We start from the raw sequence: 21,065 nt of genomic DNA on the forward strand, positions 1-21,065 counted from the left end.
GGGGCATTCACCTGCGTGTTCGGGTGGCAGCACCCCGGTTGATTTGCAGTGGACGTGACTTCTGTCGCACTGTAAAACAGTCAATGATGACCGTAAGTGAGGCGGATCCGAGGATCCGGGCGGTCGCAACCCGGGCGTCCCCACCTCGTTGCAGGGGAGAGCAACACACCCCGGGGTCGATGGTGACGTCGACACCGCCTCAACGAAGAGGAGGACGGTATGGGCGAGAGCACGAGCCGCGTGGCGTTCATGCGTCGCTGCGACACCGGCGGCCGCTGGCCCGGCCAGGGGCGCCGGATGCCGCGGGCCCAGTCCTCACGCGTCGTGGACCTGCTGTTGGCCGCTCGCCGCCTCCTCGACGACGGTCGCCTCCCGCACCCCGAGCACGTCGTCGACCTGGGGTCGGCCCGCGTGGTGCTGCGGACGGTGTGGGCCGAGGCCATGTCCTCGCTCGGGTCGGGCTCGGTCCCGTCGCCGGACTTGGTGAGCATGCTCGGTGAGGTCAAGGAGCTCGACGAGCAGCTCCTGCTCGACGAGCTCGCCCACTCCGACCGTGCGCTGCAGGGCGTCCGCGCCGCGCTCGCCCAGCTCGGTGAGGCCCGCACCAGCACCACCCTGTTGGACACCGCCGCCTCCACCGCCTGCAGCCTCGGCTTCGACCGCTCGATCATCTCCCGGGTCGCGGACTCGCTGTGGATCCCGGAGCGCGTGCACGTGGAACGCGACCCGGCCTGGGCCGAGGAGATCCTCGCGCTGGGGCGCTGTCACCCGCAGACCCTCGACGGCCGGATCGTCGAGACCGAGATGGTCCGGCGCCGCACCTCGCTGCTGGTCGACGAGGTGCAGGAACGCCCCGGCGTCAACCGGCCGATCGCCGACGCCTCGATGTCGCGCAGCTACTGCGCGGCGCCGATCCTCGTGCACGGTGTCGTCGCCGGGTTCGTCCACGCCGACTGCTACTACCAGCAGCGCAACGTCGACCCGCTCGACCGTCAGCTGCTCACCCTCTACGCGCAGGGACTCGGCCAGGCGCTGACCCGCACGATGGTCCTCGACGAGATGGACCAGATCCGCGCCGACGCCGACCGGCTCGCCCGCCGGATCACCGACGCCCGCGAGGGCGACCTCGGCGACGGCTGGTGGGGCCACGGCGAGAACGGCCGGGTCACCGAGGGGGTCCCGGGCGGACAGACCGGTCCGCAGCGCAGCATCGTCGACGGGTTCCTGCGCTCCGCGCCGGTCGACCCGTCGCTCACCCGCCGCGAGGTCGAGGTCCTGCGGCTGATGGCCACCGGCGACACCAACGCCCGCATCGCCACCCGCCTGGTGATCTCCGAGGGCACGGTGAAGTCGCACGTCAAGCACATCCTGCGCAAGCTCGGCGCTGCGAACCGCGCCGAGGCCGTCTCGCACTGGCTGCGGGCCGAGCACGACCGGGCGGGCCGGATGTCCGCGGGTCCGGCCGGCTACCGGTGACCGCTCGCGCGGGTTCGTCCCGCGGAGCGCTGCCCCCGCCGTTGCGGGACTACCTGGGCCGGCTCGACGCGGCCACCCGCCACCTCACGTTCACCGCCCGCCAGGACCTGCGGTCCCACGTCTGGACCGAGCTGGCGCGCACGGCGGGTCCCGCGCCGGCCGAGGAGCAGCTCGTCCGCGCCCTGGAACGCCTCGGCCCGCCCGAGGCCCTCGTGCCCTCCCCCGTGGGGGGTGCCCCGCGTGCCCCCCGCGACCCCGCGGTCGTGCACCTGCTCGGCTGTTCCCTGCTGACCGTGGGGGTGACCGGGCTGATCGGGCTGGTCCGGGTCTGGCGTTCGCCGACCTGGCCGGTCCGCGACGCGCTGACCGCCACCGTCCTGGTGGTGGCCGGTGCCGCTGCACTTCCCCTGGTGACCGCGATCCACCCGGTCGCCGGAGCACTGCTCGGCGGCCTCGGAGCGGGAGCCCCGGCGGCCGCGCTCGTCCTCGGTGCGGTGCTGCTGATCCAGCGCCGGGCCCAGCGCAGGGAACTCCGTACGGAGCACGCCGCGGAGCCGGTCGCCCGTACCACCGATACCCCCCCAGGGGGAGGGTGATCCGCCCCCCACGGGAGGTGTGACCCCCGCCTCCGCGGAGCGAGACTTCAGCTCGGTGGACCCGGACTGTTCCGGCCCCGCACTCGAAGGAGAGTTATGACCACGCCTGGGACCCTCACCCAGACGCCCGACGAGACCGTCGAGGTACCGCGCAGGACGGCGGGTTCCGGCGGGGCGGGCGTGCTGCGTCAGGTCGCCGACCCGTTCGTCACCGCGGGCGAGATGTGGCAGCTGATGGTCAAGGTGTTCGTCCTTGCCGTCCGCAAGCCGGTCGGCTTCTGGGCCGACACCCGCGACCAGTGCTTCGACATCCTCAAGCTCACCTGGCTCCCGATGTCCCTCGCGGCGTTCGGGTTCGGGTTCGGTGCGCCGGGGCTCACCGGCGGCGCCATCTTCTACACCTTCGGCATCCCGTACCGGCTCGGAGCGTTCTTCGAGTTCGCGTCGGTCCGCGAGTTCGCCCCGTTCATCAACGGGATGGTCGTCGCCGGTGTCGTCGGAACGGCCATCACGGCCGACCTCGGAGCCCGCCGCATCCGCGACGAGATCGACGCCATGGAGGTCCTCGGCGTCGACCCGATGCGGACGCTGGTGCTGCCGCGGGTCCTGGCCTGCACGATCATGACCGCCGTCCTGGACATCCTGGCGCTGGTCGTCGGTCTGGTCAGCGGCTACGTCGCGGCGGGTCCGATCTTCGACGCCAGCTACGCGGGCTACTACGGCTCCCTGTTCGACCTGCTCAACACGGTCGACCTCTGGGGCAGCGTCGTGAAGTGCGCGATCTACGGGCTGATCATCGGCGTCGTCTGCTGCTACGTCGGGCTCAACGCCAAGGGCGGTCCGATCGGTGTGGGGAAAGCGGTCAACCAGGCCGTCGTCATCTCCTTCGCCGGCATCTGGGTCATCAACTTCGTGTTCACGCTGACCATGCTCGGCCTGAACCCGCAGATGAGCGTCTACAAGTAAGGGAGGTGTCACGGACATGACGCAGCTCGACGACCGGGGGCCGCAGGGCGACCCCGACCGCACCGAACTCCGGGCACCCGAGAAGCAGGGCGTGGACGTCAGCTTCTCCTCGATCACCGGGAAGCTGAAGACCGGCCTCACCGAGGCCGGCGACATCGGCCGGTTCACCGCCGACGTCGTCCGGGACTTCCCGGACATGTTCCGCCGCTACGTGCCCGAGGTGTTCCGCCAGGCGGGCATCCTGATCTTCAGCTCCGCTCTGATCATCTGGTTCATGATGTTCATCATGGGCGGGCAGTGCGGCCTGGAGGCCAGCTACACGCTCAAGCAGATCGGCGCCCCGCTGTACTCCGCGGTGTTCGACGCCTACTGCGGCCTGCGCGAGCTCTCGGTCTACATGTGGGGCTGGATCCTCGCGGCGAAGGTCGGCTGCGGCTACGTGGCCGAGATCGGCTCCATGCGGATCTCCGACGAGATCGACGCCATGGAGGTCATGGGCATCAAGTCGAAGTCGTTCCTGGTCGGTACCCGGATCGCGGCCACCGTGATCGCCGTGCCGTTCATGTACTTCGTCGGACTGGCCATCCTCTACGTGGCGATGTACCTGGTCACGGTGGTGAACCTCGGCGGTGTCTCACCGGGTGGGTTCCTCTACCTGTTCTGGCTGTACCAGAGCCCGTACGACATGTTCGCGGTGATGGTCAAGATCATGACCGAGTCCATCGTGATCGTCGGCGTGGGCCTCTACTACGGCTACAACGCCAGCGGCGGGCCGGTCGGCGTCGGCCGTGCCACCGCGAAGTCGATGATCATCAACCTGGTGCTGATCTCGGTCATCGGGACCATCGGCACGCTGGCCTTCTGGGGGCTCGAGACGAACTCTCCGATCGCCAACTGACCTCTCCGGGGTCGTGCCGCTCATCCCCGGCGGCCGGCCCCGGAGTTCCCCGGCCCGCCCCGACAACCCCCGAACCCCGACGACAGCCCCCCGCCACGGTCCCGGCCCTCCCCAGCCGGCCACGGTCCGGACGTCGCTCCCCGCCGCCCGGTCCGCCGCACCGCGCCCGCTCCCCGGGACCGAGGTGCCCGCTCGCAGTCCCGCCGGACGCGTCCCCCGCGTCCACGGTCCCCGGAAGCCTCCGGGGCCGCTCCCCTCAGCACGTGATCCGCGTGCCGGTTCCCCCGCGCCGGCACGCGCCAGGTCGTCCAGGAGGATCAGTGACCTCGCCGAACCAGCCCCGGCACACCGGACCGGACTCCGAGTACCCCACCCAGCAGATTCCACCCGTCCACGACGGGGGGACCCAGGCCGCGGCCACCCGCGGACCCGGCTGGTCGACCGAGACCCGGGAGTTCCGGTACGGAACGGACCCGATCCTGCAGGTCGAGGGCCTCGCGAAGTCGTTCGGCAGCACCCAGATCCTGAAGAACATCAACTTCAACTTCCAGCACGACGCCATCACCACCGTGCTGGGCCCGTCGGGCACCGGGAAGTCGGTGCTCATCAAGCACCTGGTCGGGCTGCTCGCCCCGGACCGCGGCGCGGTCTACGTCGGCGGTGTCGACATCTGGTCGATGAGCGAGAACGAGCGCTACGACATGCGGACCCGGTTCGGCGTCTGCTGGCAGGACGGCGCGCTGTTCGGCTCCATGAACCTCTACGACAACGTCGCCTTCCCGCTCCGCAAGCACACGCGGATGTCGGAGAAGGAGGTCGAGAAGACGGTCATGACCGCACTCGACGAGGTCGGTCTGGCCAAGGCCGCGCACAAGGCGCCCAACGAGGTCTCCGGCGGCATGAAGAAGCGCGCCGGCTTCGCCCGCGCGCTGGTGATGAACCCCGACATCGTGCTGTTCGACGAGCCGGACTCCGGTCTCGACCCGGTCCGCACCTCGCTGCTCTGCGACATCATCATGGACGTCCACAACCAGCACGGCGGCACGTACCTGCTGGTCACGCACGACATCAAGACCGCCCGCAAGGTCAGCGACTACGTCGGCCTGATCTGGAAGGGCGAGGTCGTCCACTACGGACCGGCGCACGAGGCCTTCGAGCACCAGGACCCGTTCGTCAAGCAGTTCCTCGCGGGACAGTCCGCCGGCCCGCTCGGGATGGACTGAGCGATGAGCGGACTCCTCGGCAAGATCGCCGCCGGTCTGGTGGCGCTGCTCGTGGTCGGCGGTGTGTTCGTCGCCGTCGGCGGGACGCAGCCGTACACGGTCAGCGCGGTCCTGCCCGCCGGCAACCCCAACCTCATCCCCGGCGCACCGATCTACATCGACGGCTTCCAGGCGGGCGAGATCCGGTCCGTGCGGCCCGAGGAGGGCCACGCGGTCGTCGACTTCACCGTCGACGACGGACTGGCCCCGCTGCACGCCGGCGCGTTCGTCCACGTGCAGTGGAAGGCCGTCGTCGGTGAGCGCCTGCTGTTCGTGCAGGACGGTCCCAAGGACTACGCCGAGATCCCGAGCGGCGGCATGGTGCAGGGCGACTTCCCGAAGCCGACCGAGGTCGCGGACGTGCTCGCCGCCCTCGACGAGCCCACCCGGGCGCGGCTGACCAGCCTGGTCGGCACCCTGCAGAACACGGTCACCGGGCACGAGCAGGACCTCAACGCCACCGTCGACACCGCCGGACCGGCGCTCGCCGCGGTCGGCAACGTGCTGCGCGGCATCGGCACCGACGGTCCGGCGATCTCCAAGCTGGTCACCGACCTCAACGGCACGGTGGACACCCTGGCCAGGCGCCAGCAGGACCTCGGCTCGGTGGTCGACGAGCTGGGCACCAGCGCCCGGGCGACGGCCGCCCAGCGCGAGCAGCTCCGCTCCGCGCTGGCCAAGCTGCCCCCGACGCTGCGCACCGCCCAGGGCACGCTGAACAAGGTCCCCGGCGTCACCGACGAGGCCCTGCCGCTGCTGGAGGACCTGCGCCCGGCGACCGAGAAGCTGCCCGGCGTGTCCGAGCAGCTCGCCCCGCTGCTGCAGGACCTGCGGCCACTGGTCGCCGACCTCAAGCCCACGCTCGAGGCGGCCTCGGCGCTGCTCGACCGCACCCCCGGCCTCCTCGACTCGTCGAACCGGGCGCTGCCGGGCCTCGCCGAGACCGCGGGCGGCTACGCGCCGGTGCTCGAGGCGCTGCGCCCCTACACCCCCGACGTCGTCGGATTCCTCTCCACCTGGGGATCCGCCGCGCAGAACTTCGACTCGAACGGCCGTTACATGCGGATCTTCGCGCAGGCCGGCCCCGCCACGCCGGTCGTCTACCCGCCGGGCGTGACGCCGCCGGGGATCGTCCCGAACCTGAACCCGGCCCCTGGCTCCGCCGACCAGACCTCGGGCAACGGGGAGCAGGGGCCCGGCGCCCCGCTGCTGCCGCAGCTCGGCGACGCCAGCGGGGAGGGTCCGCGATGAGCCTCGGAGTCTCCCGCTGGCGGGTCCTCGCCGTCGGCCTGGTCGCGCTGCTCGCGGGCACCGGTGCCGCCGCCGGCCTCTCCAACGCCGAGTCCGGCCGGATCCTGATCGCGGAGTTCGCCGACGTCAGCCCGATCCTCGCCGGCCAGCAGGTCAAGATCAACGGCGTCACGGTCGGGGAGGTCGGGCAGCTCCAGTTCGACCCGCAGCGCAAGGTCGCCGAGGTCCCGCTGCGCGTCGACACCCGCGCCCTGCCGATCCACGCCGACGCGAAGGTGACCGTCGCCCCGGTGTCGCTGCTCGGGGAGCGCTTCCTCAACCTGAACACCGGCACCCCGGGCTCGCCCGAGCTGCCCATGAACCAGCCCATCGGGGTGGAGCGGACCGGCCAGGAGGCCGACCTGCAGAACATCCTCGACACCTTGGACGACCCGACGGCGGGCGCGCTCGCCGCACTGGTCACCACGCTGGGCCAGGGCACCGCGAACAACGGCGAGAACATCCAGAAGACCCTCGCCGCGCTCGCCCCGGCCATGAAGGACACCCACCAGCTCGTCGGCGTCCTGTCCGACCAGAACGAGCTGCTCGGCCGGGTCATCGACCAGGTCGAGCCGGTCACCGGCGCACTCGCCGTCGACCAGGGCAGGCGGCTCGACGGCCTGGTCGCCTCGACCACGTCGCTGCTCGACACCACCGCCGCCCGCGACGCGCAGCTGCGCGGCACCCTGCAGGAGCTCCCCGGCACCCTGGCCGCGGCCCGCGCCACCCTCGGCGAGCTCGCCGGCACGGCGCAGTCCACCGCGGTCACCCTGGGCAACCTGCGGCCGACCACCGACAACCTGGTGGACATCAGCCGTGAGCTGCAGCGCTTCGCCGACTCGGCCGACCCGGCGCTGGCCTCGGCCGACCCGGTCCTGGACCGGGCGAGCGAGCTGCTCGACCAGGCCCGGCCGGTCGCCGCGGAGCTCCGGGCCGCGGGCCCGGACCTGCAGCGCACGGTCACCGGTGCCGAGCCGATCGTCCGGGAGCTCAACGGGAACCTCGGCAACGTGCTCGGCTTCATCCGGAACTGGGCGCTGACCACCAACCAGAAGGACGGGCTGTCCCACTACTTCCGGGCCAGCTACGTGCTCAACGGTGACCCGGTCACCGGATTCCTGCCGGGCGGCGTGCCGGACTCCGCACCCGCGCCCGGACCGGACGCCAGCCCGAACCCGCAGGTGAACGAGCCCGCCCCGTCCCAGCCGGGGCCGGGGACCGCGGCCCAGCCGGGCCAGGACTCCAACACCCTGCTGCAGAGCCAGCCCACCCCCGAGAGCAGCGCCACCGGGCTCAGCCCGGAGCAGGAGCAGGGCGCGCTCGGAACCCTGCTGGGAGGCCAGTAATGGCGAGTGCCAAGCCCAAGCGCGGCGCGCGCTTCCGATCCGGTGTGATCGGCCTGCTGATGTTCGTCGCGGCGGGGTTCTTCCTCTACGTCGCGCTGACCGCCCAGAAGGGTCTGCCCTTCGCCCAGCACGAGTTCCGCACCGCGGCCGTCTCGGACACCGGTGACCTCGCCGTCGGCAACGACGTCCGGGTCGGCCAGGTCCGCGTCGGACGCGTCGACGACATCACCCTCGCCGACGGCGTCCCGCAGGTCCGGATGCAGCTCGACGACGCCGCCACGAAGGTCTTCAAGGACGGCTCGGCCGCGGTGACCGGCCGGTCCGGTCTCGGTCAGCAGTACCTGGACCTCGACATCGGCACCGAGCAGGCCGGCGTCCTCGGCGAGGACGACGTGCTCCCGGTCCAGCGCTCCCGCGGCGCGGTGCAGCTGCTGGACCTGGCCAAGGTCTTCGACCCGGCCACCCAGGACTCCACCCGCTCCGCGTTGCAGCAGCTCGGCAACGGTGCGGCCGGACACGGCCAGGACCTGGCGGACGTGGCGAAGGCCGGCCCGCAGATCCTGCCCTCGCTCGGCACGACCGCCCGGTCGCTGTCGGTCGACGGCGGCCGCGACCTGACCGGGATGCTGCAGTCGCTGGAGAGCCTGTCCTCGCGCTTCGCCGGCCGGGAGCAGGAGATCTCCTCGCTGGTCGGGCAGCTCGACACCACGTTCGCGGCGATCGACGCGGACAAGGGCACGGCGCTGGGGGACACCCTCGACATCGCCCCCGAGGCGCTGCCGGCCGCCCGCAAGGCCCTGGAGGACCTGCAGCAGCCGCTGGCGTCGACGAACTCGGCGATGACGCAGCTGCAGACCGGGTCCCGCTCGCTCGGCGACGCCACCCCGGACCTGCGGGGCGTGCTGGTCGAGGCCCCGCAGCCGCTGGACAAGCTGCCCGGCGTCTCCGACTCGGCCGAGCCCGCGCTCGGCTCGCTGACCCCCGCCGTCGCCGATGCGCGCCCCGTCGCGCCGAAGGTGACCCAGGGAGTCGGCTTCGCGAACACCCCGCTGCAGGTCCTGGCGCCCTACGCGCCGGAGATCGCGCAGTGGTTCACCAGCGCCTCGTCCGGCCTGTCCGACGGCGATGCCGCGGGCCACCACCTGCGGTTCACCCTGATGGTCCGGCCGGAGTCCTTCGTCGGAGCGGCGGGTCTGCCCGACCCCACCGCGGCGAGCAACCCGTACCCGGCCCCCGGCCAGGCACCGAACGACGCATCGCTGGGCCTGCTGCCCGCCCCGGGCCCGTCCAACCGGACGCCCCAGGAGCAGCCCGGCCAGGGCGACAGCGCCGCCGGCGGCGGCCTTCTGGGAGGTAACCGATGACCGCCCCCGCACAGGGCACCGGCACGCCACGGCTGCGCCGCCGGCTCCCGCTCTGGGTGGCCGCTCTCGCGGTCATCGGGATCATGCTGCTGTCGCTGGTCCTGGGCCTGCTCAAGCCGCAGGTCACGACGCTGCTCATGAAGCTGACCGGCGCCTCGACCCGGACCGTGCACTTCACCGCGAACCAGTTCCTCTTCGAGGACGTCTCGAAGGTGAAGGTCGCCGGTGTCGACTCCGGTGTCGTGAGCTCGGTCGACCCGGCGCCCGACGGCGGCGCGATCGTGACCGTCGTCGTCGACCCGGAGGTCGTGGACACCGTCGGCGACCAGCCGTCGGCACGGCTGCGGCCCACCACCCTGCTGTCCGGCCTGTTCTACATCGACCTCGTCCCGGGCGGTGACCGCTCCGCGGAGTGGACCGAGCAGATCCCGGTGGACCGCACCCGGCTCCCCACCGAGGTCGACGACGTCGCCGAGCGTCTCCAGCCCGACGCCCTCGAGGGCGCGAAGGCCGCGGTCACCCAGTTCGACGAGACCCTCGGCAACGCCGGCGGCAACGAGGCGCTCCACGAGCTCCTCGCCACGGCGCCGGGGACCCTCGGTCCGGCCGCCGGGGTCGTCGAGTCGCTGCGCGGCACCCAGCCGGAGAAGGACCTGACCGAGGTCGTGCGGGGTCTGCAGCGCACCACCGGCACGCTGAACCGCGAGCCGGGGCAGCTGGACGGCATCGTCGCGAACCTGCAGGACACCACGCAGGTCCTGGCCGAGACCTCCGGTCCGGTCGCCGCCGCGGTCTCCAGGCTGCCCGGCGTCCTCGACACCACCGACGCCGGCCTGAAGCGGCTGAACGTGTCGCTGGACAAGCTGCGCGACACCGCGGGCCCGGCCCGGCCCACCGTCCAGGAGCTGGACGAGCTCCTGGGCCGTGCCGAGCCGGTGCTGGCCGACGCCCGCCCGCTGGTGTCCGACCTGCGCGCGGCGCTGGTCGACGCCCGCCCGCTGGTCGAGGGCCTGGTCCCGGCGAGCGAGGGCGCGACGCGGGTCCTCGACGACCTGCCGGCGCCGCTCGAGCGACTGGGCGGACCGGTCCTCGACTCGCTGAACACCCCGTTCGTCGGCGAGGGCCCGTACTCCGCGGTCGACAGCCGCGGTGTCCCCCTCAAGGACGAGGTCGGTCACATGTTCTCGAACCTCAGCAGGACCGGCGCCTACGTCGACCCCAACGGGCACGCGGTGTCCTTCCACCCCGGTCCCGGCCTCGGCACCGTGCCCGGCCTGGGCTCGGTGAGCCTGGAGAACATGTTCCAGCAGATCTTCCACGGGACGGGTGGTCGGTGATGGCGGCAACTCCCACACCTGCACCGGAGGCCCCCCGCGGGTTCCGGGCCAGGTTCCGGTCCGGACTGGACCGCGTCCGCAACGAGCCCGGTCTGGGCCGGAACGTGATCGCCCTCGGCGTCGTGATGGTGCTCGGCCTGGTCTGCGGGGGCTACATCCTGTCCCAGCAGCGGTTCGTGCCGCCGTGGGCGAACGAGCGGATGGTCTACGCGACCTTCTCCGAGACCCCGGCGCTGGCCCCCGGCCGCGGCCAGGAGGTCCGGATGTCCGGCGTCCCGGTCGGCGACATCCGCTCCTCCGAGCTCACGCCGGAGGGCACCGCCCGGGTGCTCCTGGCGATCGACCGCAACGACTACGACGGCCCCGTCTACGACAACGCCACCGTGGTCCTGCGGCCGAAGAGCCCGCTCAACGAGATGTACATCGAGATGGACCCCGGCACCCCCGCCGGCAAGGTCCTCGACGACTACGGCGTGCTCCCCGTCGCCAACGCCAAGCCGCCGGTGCAGATCGACGCGGCACTGGCCCACCTGGACCAGAACGCGCTCGCCGCGGTGCAGTCGCTGCTGGAGGCGTCCGACGTCGCCCTCGCGACGGCGCCCCAGGACCTCCCGCAGGGCGTGCGTGCCACCACCGAGGTGGTCGACCGGCTCAAGCCGGTCGTCGACCAGCTCGACCGGCGCCGCGACAACCTGGCCCGCCTGGTCACCTCGATCGGCCAACTCTCCACCGCCGTCGGCGGCGACGAGAAGCGGCTCACCGCCCTGGCGAACTCGCTGTCGACCACGCTGAGGACGGTGTCCGCGCAGAGCCAGGCCCTGCGTGACTCGCTGAACCAGCTGCCCGGCGTCGTCGACAACCTCGGTGCGGCCACCGGCAACGTCGCGCAGCTCTCCGACCAGCTCGACCCGACCCTGGACAACGTCCGGGCCGCCTCGGAGCAGCTGCCCGGCGCGCTGGACCGGCTGACCGACACCGTCGACACGCTCCACACCACCGTGGACAAGGCCCGGCCGGTCGCCGAGAAGCTCATGCCGGTCGCGGCGGACCTGCGCCCGTTCGTGAACGACCTGAACGGGACGCTGCCCGCGCTGAAGGAGATCTCCGGCCGGCTCGACCCGGTCACCGCCGGCCTCCAGCAGTACCTGCCGGACCTGAACGCCTTCGTCTACCAGACGTCGTCGGTGACCAGCCTGCGCGACGCCAACGGCGGCATCCTGCGCGGTCTGCTCCAGTTCGGCCCGACCACCATCCCGGCGCCCGGCGCCGACGAGCTCTCCCAGACGCCCCGGTAAGGAGGTGACCCCCGGATGAAGATCCCCCACTCCGCGCTCCCCGCGATCAGGACGACGATCCTGCTCGCCTTCACCGCGGCGTCGGCGTTCGTGTTCCTGTTCTTCTGGACCTCGGTCGGCGGCTACGTACCCGGCTACACCCAGGAGCAGTACACGACGTCGTTCCACGTCGACAAGGTCAACAACCTGGTCCCGCAGTCCGATGTCACCCTGAACGGGGTGAAGGTCGGCAAGGTCCTGACCGTCGAGGCGACCCCGGACGGGCGCGCCGAGGTGGTCGTCAACCTGACCGACGAGGACGCCATCCCGCTGCACGAGGGCATCACCGGCCGCATCAACTCGAAGACGCTGGTCGAGGAGACCTACGTGTCCCTCGTCGACGGCCGCGGTGCCGAGCTGCCCGACGGCAGCCGGCTCCCCGACGGCGCCGTGCAGTCCGCCGTCCTGCTCGACGACCTGATCCGGACGCTGCCCGACGATCGCCGCGTCGCGCTGGCCTCCACCCTGCAGTCGCTGGGTGCGGCCACGAAGGACACCCAGGCGGGGGTCGACGGCGCGCTGGCCGGCCTCGGCCAGCTCGGTCGCGAGGGCGGCACCGCCCTGGACGCGCTCGCCGCGCAGTCGAAGGACCTGGAGCAGCTCTCGCAGAACACCGCCGCGGTGCTCGCCGCGCTGGACGTGCAGCGCGGCCGCATCGCCGACCTGGTGACCGACGCCAACCTGGTCACCGAGGTCACCGCGAACAGCCGCACCGACCTGGAGAACACCGTCCGGGAGCTGCCGCCGACGCTGAAGGCCGCCCACGACGCCAGCGACGACCTGTCCCGGCTCGCCGGTGGGCTCGGCCCGGTCGCGGCGAACCTGGACCGGGCGGCGCCCGCCCTCGACGCGGCGCTGAACGAGCTCCCGGCGACCACCCGCGACCTGCGCGGACTGCTGCCCTCGCTCGACGCGACCCTGGGCAAGGCCCCGGTCACCCTGGACAAGGTCCCGCAGTTCTCCGACGACCTGCGGGCACTGCTGCCCGAGGCCGACCGGGCGCTGCTCCAGCTCAACCCGATGCTGGAGTACCTGAAGCCCTACGGCGGCGACATCTACCAGTTCTTCACCAACTTCGGTGAGGCGGTGTCGCGCGGCGATGCCAACGGCACGCTCCTGCGCGTGATGCTGGTGTTCCACGCCCAGTCGTTCGCGGGCAGTCCCGTCCCGCTCAACGGGATCCCGCCGCTGGACGACAACAACCCGTACCCGCGGCCGGGCACGCAGAACAACCCGCAGGACGACGCGCCCCCGCCGCAGGTGGCCGATCCCGGACCGGCGAACCAGGCGCCGCCGCCCGGGCCGGCCCCCACCGTCGGGCCGCAGCCCACGGGCGAGGCCGCCGAGGGCGACCAGCCCCCGGCACCGGCGCCGTCCGGTGGTGGACTCCTGGGGCTCGGCGGATGATCCGCGGCCTCCGCACGACCCTCGACGGGCGTGGCGCCGCATCCGCGGCGTCGCGCCCGTCGGGGCGTTCCGCCCTGGTCTGGATCATGCTGCTGGCCCTGGCGGCGCTGACCGTCGCCGGCGTGTCCCGGGTGAAGGTCGAGACCGGGGTCGAGTCGTTCCTGCCGTCGTCGGACCCGTCGGTGCAGCGCTACACCGAGCTCGCCCGCTCCTTCGGTGGCGACCCGATCGTCGTGCTGCTGCGCGCCCCGCAGGCCCCCGGCCTGCTCGACCGGGACGTGCTGCCGCACGTGCTCGGCCTCGAGGGGCAGCTGTCGCAGCTGCCCGACGTCGCCTCGGTCTACGGCCCGGCGACGACGCTGAACCAGCTGGCGTCGCAGTCCCAGAAGCTGCTCGCCGAGCTCACCGGACGTCGCGACGGGCTGCAGCGCGCCGCGGCGATCACCGCCCGGCAGCGCGGCGAGGACCCGGCCGCCGCCGCGAACGCCGCCGTCGCGGCGTTCGACGCCCGGTACGGCCCGCTGATCGTGCAGGGCCTGCCGGTGGGTCTGCCGACCCTGCGCAACCAGCGCTTCATCGACCACTCGATCATGGGTTCGGGCGGTGAGCCGCGCCCGCAGTGGCGCTACGTCGTCCCCGACAACCGTTCGCTGGCCGTGCTGGTCCGCCCCCGCGAGGGGCTCGACCAGGCCGGGACCGAGCAGCTCGTCGCCGCGGTGAACGACACCGTCGCCCGGGCGCAGCTGCCCGCCGAGGCCACCGTCTCCGGCGTCCCGGCCATCACCGCCTCGCTCGGCGTCGCGGTGGACCGGGAGGCGCCGGTCCTGGGCGCGGTCGCAGTCGTCGCGATCGGGCTCTGCCTGTTCCTGGTGCCCTGGACCCGGCGGCGGCGACGGCTGATCCCGCTCGCGGTGACCCTCGCGGCGACCGCGGCGACGCTGGCCGTGCTGGGCTGGATCGGCCGCCCCGTCTCGCTCGGGGTGGTCGCGTTCCTGCCGGTCCTGGTGGGTCTGGGCAGCTACTACCCGACCTACTTCGCCCGCGGGGCACGGCCGCGGACGGTCGTCGTCGTCGCGGCGGGGACGGCGGCCGGGTTCGGTGCGCTGCTGCTCTCGCCGCTGCCGTTCGTGCGGGACCTCGGGTCGACCCTGGCCCTGGGCGTCGCGTTCGCGGTGGCGCTGGGCTGGTTCGTCTACCGGCCCGGTGGCTGGGCCGGCCCGGACCGGCCCGCGTCCGCCGCGCCGGCCGACCCCGCGACCGATGCCGCCGCCGACCCGGCCGACCCGGACCCGGCCGCCCCCGACGCCGACCCGGCCGACGCAGGTGCACCCGCCGGCGACGACGCGGCGGCGCCGGACGGTCCCGGGCCGGTGGCCCGCCCGGGCCGGTCGCGGCTGGTCGCCGTCGTCCTCGCCGGTCTGGTCGCGGTCGGCGGCTGGGCCACGCTGCCCTTCCTGCCCCTGCAGACCAGCGTCGACGCGTTGTCGGCCGGGCTGCCCGCCGTCTCCGACGCCACCCGGGTCGAGCAGATCCTGGGCTCGGGCGGCGAGCTCGCCGTCGTCCTGCGGTCCACCGACGGGAAGGGCGACGTGCTCACCCCGCAGGCGTGGACGTGGATGACGACGGCCCAGCAGTCGATCGTGCGGCTGCACGGCGACCAGGCGCGGCCCGCGCTCTCGGCGCCCACGCTGCTGTCGTTCCTCGGCCCCACCCCGGACCAGGAGCAGACCCGGGCCGGCGTCCGGCTGCTGCCGCCGTACCTCACCGGCGCGGTGCTGCGGCCCGACGGCCAGGTCGCGGTGCTGTCCTTCGGCGTCCGGCTCGACGACCTCGATCGGCTCCGTGGGCTGACCGACGCGATCACCGCCGAGCTGCCCCCGGCCCCGCCCGGCTTCGTCGCCGAGGTCTCCGGGCTGCCCGCCGTCGCGGTGCAGGGCTACGAGCTCGTCTCCGCCGACCGCTACCTCGCCGGCACCGCCGGCCTGGTCGCCGCGGCGCTGGTGCTCGGGGTCGGGCTGCGGCACCGGCGCGACGCGCTGCGCGCCGCACTGGCCGCCGTGCTGGCGACCGGCGCCAACCTGTTCCTGCTCTGGGGGTTCGGCATCCCGCTGAACCCGCTCACCGTCGCGCTCGGGTCGCTCACCGCCGCCGTCGGCTGTGAGTTCACCGTGATGACCTGCGACGCCGTCCGCACGCGCGACCCGCGCCTGCGGACCGCGGTGACCCTCGCCGCCCTCACCTCGGGCACCGGGTTCGCCGTGCTGGCGTTGTCCGACCTCGCCCTCATGCGCGAGTTCGGGCTGCTCCTGGCGTTGTCCGTACTGCTGTCCTACCTGGCCGCACGGGTCGTGGTGCGGGCGTTCCCGCCCGCGCACGGCCCGGCCGACCCCGCGCGGAGTACCCCCGCCCGGGAGAAGCTCGTTGGAGTGATGTGATGCGAGTCAAGTCCACACTGGCGTGGATCGCCGGCGCCGCCCTCGACCGGGTCCGGACCACCTGGACCGGCCGGATCGTGGCGGGAGTCCTCGTCCTCGCCCTCGTCGCCGGGGTCGGCGGCGGGGTCTGGTGGAAGATGCAGCAGGTCCCCGACGGCGCGGCGCTGGCCGTCGGCGACCGGGTCGTGACCGTCACCGACCTCGACGACCGGGTGCAGACCCTGCGTGCGCTCTACGGCGTCCAGCCGCCGGTCGAGGACCCGGTGAAGATGGACGGCTTCCGCCGCGACGCGGCCAAGGCCGTCGCGCTGAGCATGGTGCTGGAGGACCGGGCGACCGAGCTGGGCGTCGGCGTCGCGGACGCGAAGGTCCGCCAGACCCTCGACCAGTACATCACCCAGCAGCTCGGCAACGGCCCCGGTGCGCGCGACGACTTCGTCAAGGTCCTCGGCAACGTCGGCACCACCGAGGACAAGGTGATGAACGAGGTCCGCCAGCAGATGGTCGTCGGGGAGCTGTTCGACAAGGTCACCAAGGACGTGACCGTCACCGACGACGACCTGCGTGCCGAGTTCCCGAAGTATGCCCAGCGGCTCGGGACCCCGGAGAAGCGCGAGCTGTCCAACATCGTCGTCGCCAGCAAGGAGGCCGCCGACAAGATCGCGGCCGACCTGCGGGGCGGCGCCGACTTCGCGACCGTCGCGCGGGCCACCACGATCGACAACGCCACCCGCGCGAACGGCGGGGCGCTGGGCCCGATCGGCGCCGACCAGCTGCAGCCCGACTACGCGAAGGCCGCCTTCGGCGGCCCGGCCGGCCAGGTGTTCGGCCCGGTGCAGAACCAGTTCGGCTGGAACGTCGGCCGGTCGGGGGCGGTGACCCCGGGCGTCCCGGCGAACTTCGACCAGGTCAAGGACCGACTCCGCGAGCTGGTGCTGTTCGACCGCCGGATCGGCCTCTGGGGTCAGTGGATGACCGACTCGCTGGCCGACGGCGACGTCCGCTACGCCGACGACTACCGCCCCGCCGACCCGGACAACGCGCCCACCGGCGCGAGCCCGGGCCTGCCCTCGGGCACGCCGCAGACGGTCCCGCCCGCGCCGGGCGGCGGCGGGTGAGTCCCGCCTGGACCGTCCTGACCTTCGCGGGTCTGGGCGTCCTGCTCGCCCTCATGGGGTGGGCGGGACGCCGGCACGCCGCGGGCCTCGGCGCGGTCCCGGGGAGGCCCGCCGAGCTGCAGCGGCACCGGGTGGCGGTCATCCGCCGCGGCGCCACGGCCTGCCTGGTGGTCGGCGTCGCGTTCGTCGTGGTCGGGGTGCTGGCACCGTTGCTGTGAGGCCCATCGGGTCACCAGCAGGTCATCAGCGGGTCAGCAGCAGGAACAGGCAGTACGAGGTGACCAGCGCCAGCACCACCAGCGCGGGCACCACCAGCCGCGGGTCGAGCTCGACGGTCCGGGAGCCCCGGCGCGGCCCCTCCAGCTCGGCGCGGGTCGCGTCCGGGTCGGGCGGGCCGAGGAGGTCCGAGATCCGGAAGCGGCGCTCGACGTCGGAGACGGCGGCGACGCCGTGCAGCAGCTCCGCGGGCGGCCCGCAGGCCACGATCCGGCCGTGGCACAGGATCGCGACGACGTCGGCCAGCTCCCGGGCCAGCGCGACGTCGTGCGTGGTGACCAGCACCGTCGCCCCCGACCGCTCCTGCTGCTCGCGGACCGCCGTCACCAGCGTGTCCGCGTGCGCGGCGTCCAGCCCGGTCTCCAGCTCGTCGAGGACCAGGACCGGCGCCTCCACGGCGAGGGTGCGGGCGATCGCGAGCCGTTTGCGTCCGTGTGCCGGCAGCTCCGCGGGGAGCGCGTCGGCCCGGTCGTGCAGCCGCATCTCGCGCAGCCGGTGCATCGCGATGCGCTCGACCCGCTCCGCGGACAGACCGCGGCCATCGAGGGCGTAGGTCAGGTTGTCGTAGGCCGACAGGGACCCGAACAGCGACGACTCGAACACCGACGGGCCGCCGAACAGCACGCTCATGCCGCGGCGCAGGCGTCGCAGCTCGGTCTCGCCGGCCGCGTGCACGTCGACACCGCCGACGGTGACGGTGCCCCGGCCCGGCGCGACGAGCCCGGCGAGGTGGCGCACCAGGGTGGTCTTGCCCGAGCCGGACGGGCCCATCAACACCGTCACGGTGCCGGGCGCCAGGTGCAGCCCGAGTCGGAACAGCACCGGGGTGTCGTCGATCATCGTCGTCACGTCGGTGAAGTCGACCGCCGGCCCGCGGGGCGGCCTGCCGCCGGACACGGGATCGGTCATCGCACCAGTGGACGCCCCGGGCTCCGGAGGCTCGTCTCCCGGCGGTGGTGACTCCCTCTCCCGTAGTGGGTGTCCCTGCGTGCGGAGGGGGCCTACGCCCGGGCGGTCCCTCTAGCCTGCGGCCATGATCGAGCAGGTGCGGAGCCGGTCCACGATGCCGTGGGCCCTGGTCCTGTCGGCCGCCGCGTGGATGCTGAGCGCGGTGCTGCTGGCCGTCGCGTGGGCCGGGCTGCGGCCGGAGCCGACGGTCGACGAGGACACGGCGAGCACGCTGGCGGGCCAGGGTGCCCCGGTCGTGGCGTCCGGGGCGACGGCGCCGTACCCGACCTGGCTGCTGCTCGTCCTCGCGGTGCTGCTCCTCGCGGCGGGCGCCGCCCTGGCGCTGCGCCGCCGCGTCGCCCGTTACCCCGCGGTCGTCCTGTCCGTTGTGTCGGTGGTGCTCCTCGCCGTGGCGGGGCGCTGGGAGACGATCCCGGCGATGGCCCTGCTGGTGGTCGGGACCGTCCCGCTGCTGACGCCCTCCGCGCTGCGACACCTGCGCTGAGCGACCGAAGGGAGACCTCGTGGCCGTCCCGGGGTTCGACTGGTTCTCCGACCGCGTGGACTGGGTCAGCCTGGTCCGCGGCGCCTCGCTGGCGTTCAGCGTGCTCGTGATCGGCGGGCTCGCCGCGCCGCTGGGCTCGCAGATCCCGGTCGTCGGGCCGGCCTGGCTGATCATCACCGCGGTCGTCGCGTTCGTGCTGGCGGGCTACCGGATCGGCGACGCCGTCGACCCGCGGGTGCACGGCGCCGGCGCGGCCGTCGCCGGGTACCTGCTCGTGTTGCCGCTGGTGGTGCTGGGCACCGGTGGGCTCGACCCGACCCAGCTCGTCCTCACCCTGCTCACCGCCGTGGTCATGGGCGCGATCGCCGGGCATCTCGCGGGCCGGAACCGGGACCGCCGCACCGTGTGACGACGCGGCCGGCCGGCGACGGCTCCGCACCCGAGCGGGGGATACGCCGAGCTCGACGACCGCTCGCGCCGGATCGCCCACGTCCTGCGCGACGCCGGGCTGCGCCGCGGCGACCACGTCGCCTTCCTCTCCGACAACGCCCCCGAGGTCTTCGAGATCTACTGGGCGGCGATGCGCTCGGGCCTGTACATCACCGGCATCAACCACCACCTCGCCGCGGACGAGGCCGCCTACATCGTGGACGACTGCGGTGCCCGGGTGCTGTTCGTCTCGGCCGCGAAGCGCGAGCTCGCCGAGGCGCTCGTGGAGCGGACCCCCGGCGTGGAGCGCCGTTTCGCCTTCGGGGGAGCGGTCGAGGGCCACGAGTCGCTCGGCGCCGCGACGGAGCTCGCCGTCGACGGGCCGCTGCCCGAGCAGCCCCGCGGCGCGGACATGCTCTACTCCTCGGGCACCACCGGACGCCCCAAGGGCATCAAGCCCGCGCTGCCGACGATCCAGGTCGACGAGCCCGGTGACCTCTACACCGCGGTGTTCGGCCCGATGTACGGCTTCGGCGAGGACACCGTCTACTACTCGCCGGCGCCGGTGTACCACGCCGCGCCGCTGCGCTTCGGCGGCATCGTGCACGCCCTCGGCGGGACCGTGGTGATGGCGCAGAAGTTCGACGCCGAGGCCGCGCTGGCGCACATCGCGCACCACCGGGTGACCCACGGCCAGTTCGTCCCGACGATGTTCGTCCGGATGCTCAAGCTCCCCGACGCCGTCCGGACGTCCTACGACGTCTCCTCGCTGCGGGTGGCCGTGCACGCCGCCGCGCCGTGCCCGGTCGACGTCAAGCAGAAGATGATCGACTGGTGGGGCCCGGTCCTGTACGAGTACTACTCCTCGACAGAGGGCAACGGCGTCACCTTCATCGACCCGGCGGCGTGGGCGGACAAGCCCGGCTCGGTCGGCAAGGCAGGCCTCGGGGTCATCCACGTCTGCGACGACGACGGCCGCGAGCTGCCGACCGGCGAGGTCGGCACCGTCTACTTCGAGCGCGACGTACCGCCGTTCGAGTACCACAACGACCCGGAGAAGACCCGTGCCGGCCGCCACCCCGAGCACGACAACTGGTCCACCACCGGCGACGTCGGCTACCTCGACCCCGACGGCTACCTGTTCCTCACGGACCGCAAGGCATTCATGATCATCTCCGGTGGGGTGAACATCTACCCGCAGGAGATCGAGGACGTCCTCACCCTGCACCCCGCGGTCTACGACGTCGCCGTCATCGGCGTGCCGGACCCGGAGATGGGCGAGCAGGTCAAGGCGGTCGTGCAGACCCCCGACGGCGTCGAGGGCTCGCCGGAGCTAGCGGCCGAGCTCCTCGAGTTCGTCCGCGAGCGGATCGCCCGCTACAAGGCCCCGCGCAGCGTGGACTTCACCGACCAGCTGCCCCGCAGCGCCACCGGCAAGCTCGTCAAGGGCGAGCTGCGCGCGCGGTACGCGGAGCCGGCCACCGCCTGACGGCCCACAGCGGTCACTCCCGGGGCAGCCGGTCACACACTGTGCCTCCGTAGGGAGTACGGAACCACCCCCCGGGAGCGATGTGACCTCCCTCGCTCCCCGGCCACCATCTGGTCCGACGGCAGCGCCCGGCCCCCGGACGTCTGCCCCTGCACTCAACGAGGAGATCACCATGGGCTTCTTCGCCGACAGCAACGAGGTCGACACCTACATCGGCGGCGTCTTCCGCGCGGCCAACGACCACCCCGAGTCCGGCCCGAAGATGCGTGCCGCCGGCATCAACCTCCGCGTGCTCTACACCGACCCGGACACCGAGATGTGGGTCAAGATGCGTGAGCCGGCGATGGAGGTCCACACCGGCGCCGACGACGACAAGGCCGACATCACCCTGATGATGCGCGCCGACACCGGCGACAAGTTCTGGCGCGGCGAGTACAACCTCGCCGTCGGTCTCGCCAAGGGCGAGGTCAAGGCCAAGGGCCCGGTCAACAAGATCCTGAAGCTGGTCCCGCTGACCAAGCCGATGTTCCCGATGTACCGGGAGCTGGTCGCCGAGAAGGACGCGACCGCGAACGCCTGACCGCCCCGT

18 protein-coding genes and 1 pseudogene are annotated in these 21,065 nt (G+C 73.0%); 18 read left to right on the top strand and 1 reads right to left on the bottom strand.

Going from position 1 to position 21,065, the window contains the following annotated elements; translation table 11 throughout:
- The first annotated feature begins 219 nt into the window (after positions 1–219).
- The 14 genes from Ae505Ps2_RS33225 (at position 220) to Ae505Ps2_RS08280 (ending at position 17,047) form a co-directional block, all read left to right on the top strand.
- Entirely contained in the window at positions 220–1,476 is a 1,257-nt protein-coding gene (locus Ae505Ps2_RS33225) for a LuxR C-terminal-related transcriptional regulator (protein ID WP_083695459.1), read from the top strand.
- Positions 1,473–2,072, top strand: coding sequence for a hypothetical protein (locus tag Ae505Ps2_RS08220; protein ID WP_075553537.1), 600 nt, complete (start codon positions 1,473–1,475; stop codon positions 2,070–2,072). The genes Ae505Ps2_RS33225 and Ae505Ps2_RS08220 overlap by 4 nt, the downstream gene beginning before the upstream one ends.
- A 96-nt stretch (positions 2,073–2,168) precedes the next feature.
- Positions 2,169–3,038: an ABC transporter permease gene (locus tag Ae505Ps2_RS08225; protein WP_020623112.1), complete on the top strand. Its 870-nt coding sequence runs from the start codon at positions 2,169–2,171 to the stop codon at positions 3,036–3,038.
- Between the two features lie 16 nt (positions 3,039–3,054).
- Positions 3,055–3,936 carry an ABC transporter permease gene (locus tag Ae505Ps2_RS08230; protein WP_020623113.1) on the top strand — a complete coding sequence of 294 codons (882 nt, stop codon included), beginning with the start codon at positions 3,055–3,057 and terminating at the stop codon, positions 3,934–3,936.
- A 476-nt stretch (positions 3,937–4,412) separates the two neighbouring features.
- Positions 4,413–5,159, top strand: a complete 747-nt coding sequence (locus tag Ae505Ps2_RS08235) for an ATP-binding cassette domain-containing protein (protein WP_051050105.1) — start codon at positions 4,413–4,415, stop codon at positions 5,157–5,159.
- A 3-nt stretch (positions 5,160–5,162) separates the two neighbouring features.
- Positions 5,163–6,449, top strand: coding sequence for a hypothetical protein (locus Ae505Ps2_RS08240; RefSeq protein ID WP_075334075.1), 1,287 nt, complete (start codon positions 5,163–5,165; stop codon positions 6,447–6,449).
- Positions 6,446–7,834, top strand: coding sequence for an MlaD family protein (locus Ae505Ps2_RS08245; protein ID WP_075334076.1), 1,389 nt, complete (start codon positions 6,446–6,448; stop codon positions 7,832–7,834). The genes Ae505Ps2_RS08240 and Ae505Ps2_RS08245 overlap by 4 nt, the downstream gene beginning before the upstream one ends.
- Positions 7,834–9,198: an MlaD family protein gene (locus Ae505Ps2_RS08250; RefSeq protein ID WP_083695460.1), complete on the top strand. Its 1,365-nt coding sequence runs from the start codon at positions 7,834–7,836 to the stop codon at positions 9,196–9,198. Before Ae505Ps2_RS08245 ends, Ae505Ps2_RS08250 begins: the two co-directional genes overlap by 1 nt.
- Positions 9,195–10,535 carry an MlaD family protein gene (locus Ae505Ps2_RS08255; protein WP_075553538.1) on the top strand — a complete coding sequence of 447 codons (1,341 nt, stop codon included), beginning with the start codon at positions 9,195–9,197 and terminating at the stop codon, positions 10,533–10,535. Before Ae505Ps2_RS08250 ends, Ae505Ps2_RS08255 begins: the two co-directional genes overlap by 4 nt.
- On the top strand, positions 10,535–11,830 hold the full coding sequence (locus Ae505Ps2_RS08260) for an MlaD family protein (protein ID WP_083696252.1): 1,296 nt from the start codon (positions 10,535–10,537) through the stop codon (positions 11,828–11,830). The genes Ae505Ps2_RS08255 and Ae505Ps2_RS08260 overlap by 1 nt, the downstream gene beginning before the upstream one ends.
- Before the next feature lie 15 nt (positions 11,831–11,845).
- Complete coding sequence (locus Ae505Ps2_RS08265) at positions 11,846–13,276, top strand: MlaD family protein (RefSeq protein WP_075308984.1); 1,431 nt, start codon at positions 11,846–11,848, stop codon at positions 13,274–13,276.
- Positions 13,273–15,711 (top strand): RND transporter, encoded by a 2,439-nt coding sequence (locus tag Ae505Ps2_RS08270; RefSeq protein ID WP_139318863.1) that lies wholly within the window; start codon positions 13,273–13,275, stop codon positions 15,709–15,711. Before Ae505Ps2_RS08265 ends, Ae505Ps2_RS08270 begins: the two co-directional genes overlap by 4 nt.
- The gene (locus Ae505Ps2_RS08275; RefSeq protein ID WP_139320148.1) at positions 15,711–16,829 is read left to right on the top strand and encodes a peptidyl-prolyl cis-trans isomerase; all 1,119 of its coding nucleotides are present in this window, start codon (positions 15,711–15,713) and stop codon (positions 16,827–16,829) included. The genes Ae505Ps2_RS08270 and Ae505Ps2_RS08275 overlap by 1 nt, the downstream gene beginning before the upstream one ends.
- Positions 16,826–17,047, top strand: coding sequence for a hypothetical protein (locus Ae505Ps2_RS08280; RefSeq protein ID WP_075553539.1), 222 nt, complete (start codon positions 16,826–16,828; stop codon positions 17,045–17,047). The genes Ae505Ps2_RS08275 and Ae505Ps2_RS08280 overlap by 4 nt, the downstream gene beginning before the upstream one ends.
- 25 nt (positions 17,048–17,072) lie before the next feature.
- On the opposite strand, the gene Ae505Ps2_RS08285 is transcribed toward Ae505Ps2_RS08280, so the two are convergent.
- A complete protein-coding gene (locus Ae505Ps2_RS08285) occupies positions 17,073–18,014 on the bottom strand; it encodes an ATP-binding cassette domain-containing protein (protein WP_075308982.1) in 942 nt (313 codons plus the stop codon).
- A gap of 124 nt (positions 18,015–18,138) precedes the next feature.
- Here Ae505Ps2_RS08285 and Ae505Ps2_RS08290 point away from each other — a divergent pair, with 124 nt between their 5' ends.
- From Ae505Ps2_RS08290 to Ae505Ps2_RS08305, 4 genes and pseudogenes are all read left to right on the top strand, one after another.
- A complete protein-coding gene (locus tag Ae505Ps2_RS08290; RefSeq protein WP_075308980.1) occupies positions 18,139–18,558 on the top strand; it encodes a hypothetical protein in 420 nt (139 codons plus the stop codon).
- Positions 18,559–18,577: 19 nt separating this feature from the next.
- Positions 18,578–18,967: a hypothetical protein gene (locus Ae505Ps2_RS08295; protein ID WP_060713702.1), complete on the top strand. Its 390-nt coding sequence runs from the start codon at positions 18,578–18,580 to the stop codon at positions 18,965–18,967.
- Between the two features lie 42 nt (positions 18,968–19,009).
- A pseudogene (locus Ae505Ps2_RS08300) lies at positions 19,010–20,476 on the top strand (acyl-CoA synthetase); the annotation flags it as partial.
- Positions 20,477–20,648: 172 nt separating this feature from the next.
- Entirely contained in the window at positions 20,649–21,056 is a 408-nt protein-coding gene (locus tag Ae505Ps2_RS08305; RefSeq protein WP_075308978.1) for an SCP2 sterol-binding domain-containing protein, read from the top strand.
- The last annotated feature ends 9 nt before the right edge of the window (positions 21,057–21,065 follow it).

This window comes from Pseudonocardia sp. Ae505_Ps2, assembly GCF_001932425.1.
GTDB lineage: Bacteria > Actinomycetota > Actinomycetes > Mycobacteriales > Pseudonocardiaceae > Pseudonocardia.